The organism is Roseitalea sp. (genome assembly GCF_984466335.1).
Genome location: NZ_CFIFWG010000192.1, coordinates 1 through 4,837 on the forward strand (window position 1 = coordinate 1; position 4,837 = coordinate 4,837).

3 protein-coding genes and 2 pseudogenes are annotated in these 4,837 nt (G+C 64.7%); 1 reads left to right on the forward strand and 4 read right to left on the reverse strand.

From position 1 onward, the window contains the following. Positions 1 to 68: 68 nt before the first annotated feature. The 3 genes from fusA to rpsL all read right to left on the reverse strand — a co-directional run bounded on the left by fusA (position 69) and on the right by rpsL (position 3,111). Positions 69 to 2,159 carry an elongation factor G gene (fusA, locus tag AC5E6L_RS13935; RefSeq protein ID WP_491774081.1) on the reverse strand — a complete coding sequence of 697 codons (2,091 nt, stop codon included), beginning with the start codon at positions 2,157 to 2,159 and terminating at the stop codon, positions 69 to 71. A gap of 31 nt (positions 2,160 to 2,190) precedes the next feature. Further along, positions 2,191 to 2,661: a 30S ribosomal protein S7 gene (rpsG, locus tag AC5E6L_RS13940; RefSeq protein ID WP_491774083.1), complete on the reverse strand. Its 471-nt coding sequence runs from the start codon at positions 2,659 to 2,661 to the stop codon at positions 2,191 to 2,193. Between the two features lie 78 nt (positions 2,662 to 2,739). Further along, positions 2,740 to 3,111, reverse strand: coding sequence for a 30S ribosomal protein S12 (rpsL, locus tag AC5E6L_RS13945; RefSeq protein ID WP_026479049.1), 372 nt, complete (start codon positions 3,109 to 3,111; stop codon positions 2,740 to 2,742). Positions 3,112 to 3,498: 387 nt separating this feature from the next. Between rpsL and AC5E6L_RS13950 the strand changes: the two are divergent. Beyond that, positions 3,499 to 3,789, forward strand: a pseudogene (locus AC5E6L_RS13950) (transcriptional regulator); the annotation flags it as partial. 210 nt (positions 3,790 to 3,999) lie between these two features. Here the strand turns inward: AC5E6L_RS13950 and AC5E6L_RS13955 are convergent. After that, positions 4,000 to 4,837 (reverse strand): annotated as a pseudogene (locus AC5E6L_RS13955) (DNA-directed RNA polymerase subunit beta'); the annotation flags it as partial.

The following is a 4,837-nucleotide window of genomic DNA, read 5'->3' on the forward strand; positions in this document are numbered from 1 at the left end:
TTCTACTCCATCTGGACCCTTGCGGGCCGATCCTCATTGTGCTTGCGCCGTCGTCCGGCTGTCGGCGGTCAGGCGAACTTCGCCTGGATTTCCTGTGCCACGGCCTGCGGAACCGGGTCGTAATGGTCGAAATGCATGGTGTACTGCGCCCGCCCCTGGCTCATCGAGCGCAGCGAGTTGACATAGCCGAACATGTTGGCGAGCGGCACCATGGCGCCGATCACCGTGTCGACGCCGCGCGTCTCGGTGCCGGCGATCTGGCCGCGCCGCGAGTTCAGATCGCCGATCACGTCGCCCATATAGTCCTCGGGGGTGACGACCTCGACCTTCATGATCGGTTCGAGCAACTGGGCGCCGGCCTTCTGCGCGCCCTCGCGGAAGGCGGCGCGGGCGGCGATCTCGAACGCCAGGACCGAGGAGTCCACATCGTGATAGGCGCCGTCCATCAGCGTCGCCTTGACGCCGAGCATCGGAAAGCCCGCCACGGGACCCGAATCCATCACCGACCGGATGCCCTTTTCGACGCCCGGAATGTATTCCTTGGGAACGTTGCCGCCGACCACGGTGCTCTCGAAGGCGAAATCCTCGCCCTCGGGGTTCGGCTCGAACTTGATCTTGACGCGCGCGAACTGGCCAGAACCGCCCGACTGCTTCTTGTGGGTGTAGTCGATGTCGGCTTCCCGCGTGATGGTCTCGCGATAGGCCACCTGCGGCGCGCCGACATTGGCCTCGACCTTGAATTCGCGCTTCATGCGGTCGACGATGATGTCGAGGTGCAACTCGCCCATGCCCGAAATGATCGTCTGACCGCTCTCCTCGTCCGACTTGACGCGGAAGGAGGGGTCCTCGGCGGCCAGGCGATTCAGCGCCAGCCCCATCTTCTCCTGGTCGCCCTTGGTCCTGGGCTCGACGGCGATCGAGATCACCGGATCGGGGAACTCCATGCGCTCCAGGATCACCGGCTTGAGCGGATCGCACAGCGTGTCGCCCGTGGTCGTCTCCTTGAGGCCGGCGATTGCGACGATGTCGCCGGCGAACGCTTCCTTGATGTCCTCGCGGCTGTTGGAATGCATCTGAAGCATGCGGCCGATGCGCTCGCGCTTGCCCTTGACCGTGTTCATCAGCGACACGCCGGTTTCAAGGCGGCCCGAATAGATGCGGCAGAAGGTCAGCGAGCCCACGAACGGATCGTTCATGATCTTGAAGGCGAGCATGGAGAGCGGCGCCTCGTCGGAGGATTCGCGCGTCGTCTCCTCCTCGGTCTTGGCGTCGATGCCCTTGATGGCGGGCACTTCGAGGGGGCTGGGCAGGAAATCGACCACCGCGTCAAGAAGCGGCTGCACGCCCTTGTTCTTGAAGGCCGAACCGCAGAAGACCGGAAAGAACTGGACTTCGCAGGCGCCCTTGCGGATCAGGCGGCGGATCGTGTCATTGTCCGGTTCGCTGCCTTCGAGATAGGCTTCCATCGCCGCATCGTCCAGTTCGACGACGGTCTCGATGAGCGCTTCGCGATATTCGGCGGCCCGGTCGGCGAGTTCGGCGGGAATGTCGACGACGTCCCATTCCGCGCCCAGATTTTCCGACTTCCAGACCAGCGCCTTCATCTCGATCAGGTCGATAACGCCGGCGAACTCGCTCTCGGCGCCGATCGGAAGCTGCATGACGACCGGGCGGGCGCCCAGGCGTTCCCTGATCATCTCGACCGAACGGAAGAAGTCGGCGCCGATCTTGTCCATCTTGTTGACGAAGATCATGCGCGGCACGTTGTATTTGTTGGCCTGGCGCCAGACCGTCTCGGTCTGCGGCTCGACGCCGGCATTGGCATCGAGAAGCGCGATCGCGCCGTCGAGCACGCGCAGGCTGCGCTCGACCTCGATGGTGAAGTCCACATGGCCGGGCGTGTCGATGATGTTGAAGCGGCGCTTCCTGCCGTCGCGGCCCTCCCAGAAGGTGGTGGTGGCCGCGGACGTGATGGTGATGCCGCGCTCCTGCTCCTGCTCCATCCAGTCCATCGTCGCCGCGCCGTCATGGACCTCGCCGATCTTGTGCGACTTGCCCGTGTAGAAGAGGATACGTTCGGTGGTCGTGGTCTTGCCGGCATCGATGTGGGCCATGATGCCGAAATTGCGATAGTCCTTGAGTTCGTATTCGCGGGCCATGGAAGGAAGCCTTGTCCGTTGGATGCGTGGGTTACCAGCGATAATGCGAGAAGGCGCGGTTGGCCTCGGCCATCTTGTGCGTGTCCTCACGCTTCTTGACGGCGGTTCCGCGATTGTTGGCGGCATCCATGAGCTCGCCCGACAGGCGATCGATCATGGTGGTTTCGTTGCGCTTGCGGGCGGCGGCGATCATCCAGCGGATGGCCAGCGCCTGGCGGCGCTCGGGACGCACGTCGACGGGCACCTGGTAGGTGGCGCCGCCGACCCGGCGCGAACGCACCTCCAGGTGCGGGGCGACATTTTCAAGGGCGGCGTGGAACACCTCGACCGGCTGCTGGCTGGTCTTGTCGGCGATCGAATCGAAAGCGCCGTAGACGATCCGCTCGGCGACCGACTTCTTGCCGTCCAGCATGATGGCGTTCATGAACTTGGACACCACCAGATCGCCGAACTTGGGATCGGGGTTGATTTCGCGCTTTTCAGCTCTGTGACGACGGGACATGTCGAGTGTCTCACTTCCTGTTCATGGACCCCGGATCGCCGCTGCGCGCCGTCCGGGGCGACCTTCGCTCCGCTCAGGTCACTTCGGACGCTTGGCGCCGTATTTCGACCGGCGCTGCTTGCGGTTCTTTACCCCTTGCGTGTCGAGCACGCCGCGCAGAATGTGGTAGCGAACGCCCGGCAGGTCCTTGACGCGACCGCCGCGGATCATCACCACCGAGTGCTCCTGCAGATTGTGACCCTCGCCCGGAATGTAGCCGATCACCTCGAACCCGTTGGTCAGGCGCACCTTGGCGACCTTGCGCAGCGCCGAGTTCGGCTTTTTCGGCGTGGTCGTGTAGACGCGCGTGCAAACGCCGCGCTTTTGCGGATTGGCCTGAAGGGCGGGAACCTTGTTGCGCTTGACCGGCGCCACGCGGGGCTTGCGGATCAACTGATTGACTGTAGGCATAAAGCCGTCCTTCTTGGTGTGGCGCCACAGCGCCCAAATCCGCCTCATGGGTACAAACGAACAAAGGCAACCCCGCCCTCTTGCGGATTGCCCGTGCGATGCAGAGGAAGCCCAGGCTTCGTGCGTCCGGTTCGGTTTGCGCCGTATGGAAAGCCTTGTTTGGAGCGCAAGTCTGGCGAACGCAATCGCCGACGCCGATGCTCCACATCGACTCGTTGGGCGGTGTTTACTGTCGGCGGAGCTTGGCGTCAACAGCCAAACGGCCGGATTTTGGCGATTTTCGCGCGGTTTGACCGCGTTGGGCCACACGGGCTTTACCGCGCACCGACCGCCGTGCAAGGAGACGGCCATCGCCACCTTCGCCCGCATGCCGCAAAGGTCCCGCCCATGGTCGACACTCCGCCCGGCACCGACCCGGAGGCAGAAGCCGCCGTCCACATTCTGCTCGGCCGCGTCTGGGACGATGCAGACGAGGCCGGCGTGCCGGTGCACATCCTGCTGGCGGCGCCCGACGACGACACGGCGATCCGCATGGCGCTCAACGCGCTCGCCGAGGACGACTATGCGGAGGCCGAGTTCGACCAGATCGGCACGCTGGCGGGCGCGCCCGACGAGGAGCCGCATGCGTCCGCCTATCAGGGCGCGATGGAAGGGGAGGTGGCGATCGTCACCTTCGTCGAAGAAGCCGGTGAAGGGGCCGGCAATGTCCACCCGTTCGACGCGCTTAAGGGATGGAAGCCGGGGAAGCGGTGAACCGTCGCCCGGTCACGCAGGCCCAGTGTCCGTCCAGACGAAACCGCTGCCCTTGAACAGAAGCCCGAGACCGGGTGCGCGAAAAAAGCCGAGGCGCCCTGCCCCGGCTTTTTCAATTTTGATGTCGGGCCCCACCTACTCGGCGGCCGGCGCTTCCTCGGCCTCGCGCATGTCGGCGAGCATGCCGTCGGCCGCTTCGGTACCGGCCTCGGCGCGCCGCTGTTCCAGGATCAGATCGTCGCGGGAGGTGGCGATGCGCCGGATCTGGTTCATCGCGCCGCCCGTGCCGGCCGGGATCAGGCGGCCGACGATGACGTTTTCCTTCAGCCCCTGAAGCGTGTCGATCTTGCCGGCGACCGATGCCTCGGTCAGCACCTTGGTGGTCTCCTGGAAGGAGGCCGCCGAGATGAAGGACGGGGTCTGGAGCGACGCCTTGGTGATGCCGAGCAGGACGGGATCGCCCTTGGCGGGCTGCTTTCCTTCCTCGACCAGGCGGGCATTGACGTCCTCAAGCTCGATCCGGTCGACGCTGTCGCCGGCGATGTAGCCCGATTCGCCCGGTTCGGTGATCTCGACCTTCTGAAGCATCTGGCGGACGATCACCTCGATATGCTTGTCGTTGATCACCACGCCCTGGAGCCGGTAGACCTCCTGGATCTCGTTGACGAGATAGGAGGCGAGCGCCTCGACGCCCTTGACCGCGAGAATGTCGTGCGGCGCCGGATTGCCGTCGAGGATATAATCGCCCTTCTCGATCGGATCGCCGTCCTGAAGGTGGAACGGCCGGCTCTTGGGAATGAGATATTCGGCCGGCTCGACACCGTCCTCGGCCGGCTCGATCGAGATGCGCCGCTTGTTCTTGTAGTCGCGGCCGAAGCGGATCGTGCCGTCGATCTCGGCGATGACGGCGTGATCCTTGGGCCGGCGCGCCTCGAACAGTTCGGCCACCCGCGGCAGGCCGCCGGTGATGTCC

What these genes read in the sequence shown, in the direction of transcription:
- fusA (WP_491774081.1), bottom strand. Translation starts at nt 2,159, where the DNA reads ATGGCCCGCGAATACGAACTCAAGGACTATCGCAATTTCGGCATCATG.
- rpsG (WP_491774083.1), bottom strand. Translation starts at nt 2,661, where the DNA reads ATGTCCCGTCGTCACAGAGCTGAAAAGCGCGAAATCAACCCCGATCCC.
- rpsL (WP_026479049.1), bottom strand. Translation starts at nt 3,111, where the DNA reads ATGCCTACAGTCAATCAGTTGATCCGCAAGCCCCGCGTGGCGCCGGTC.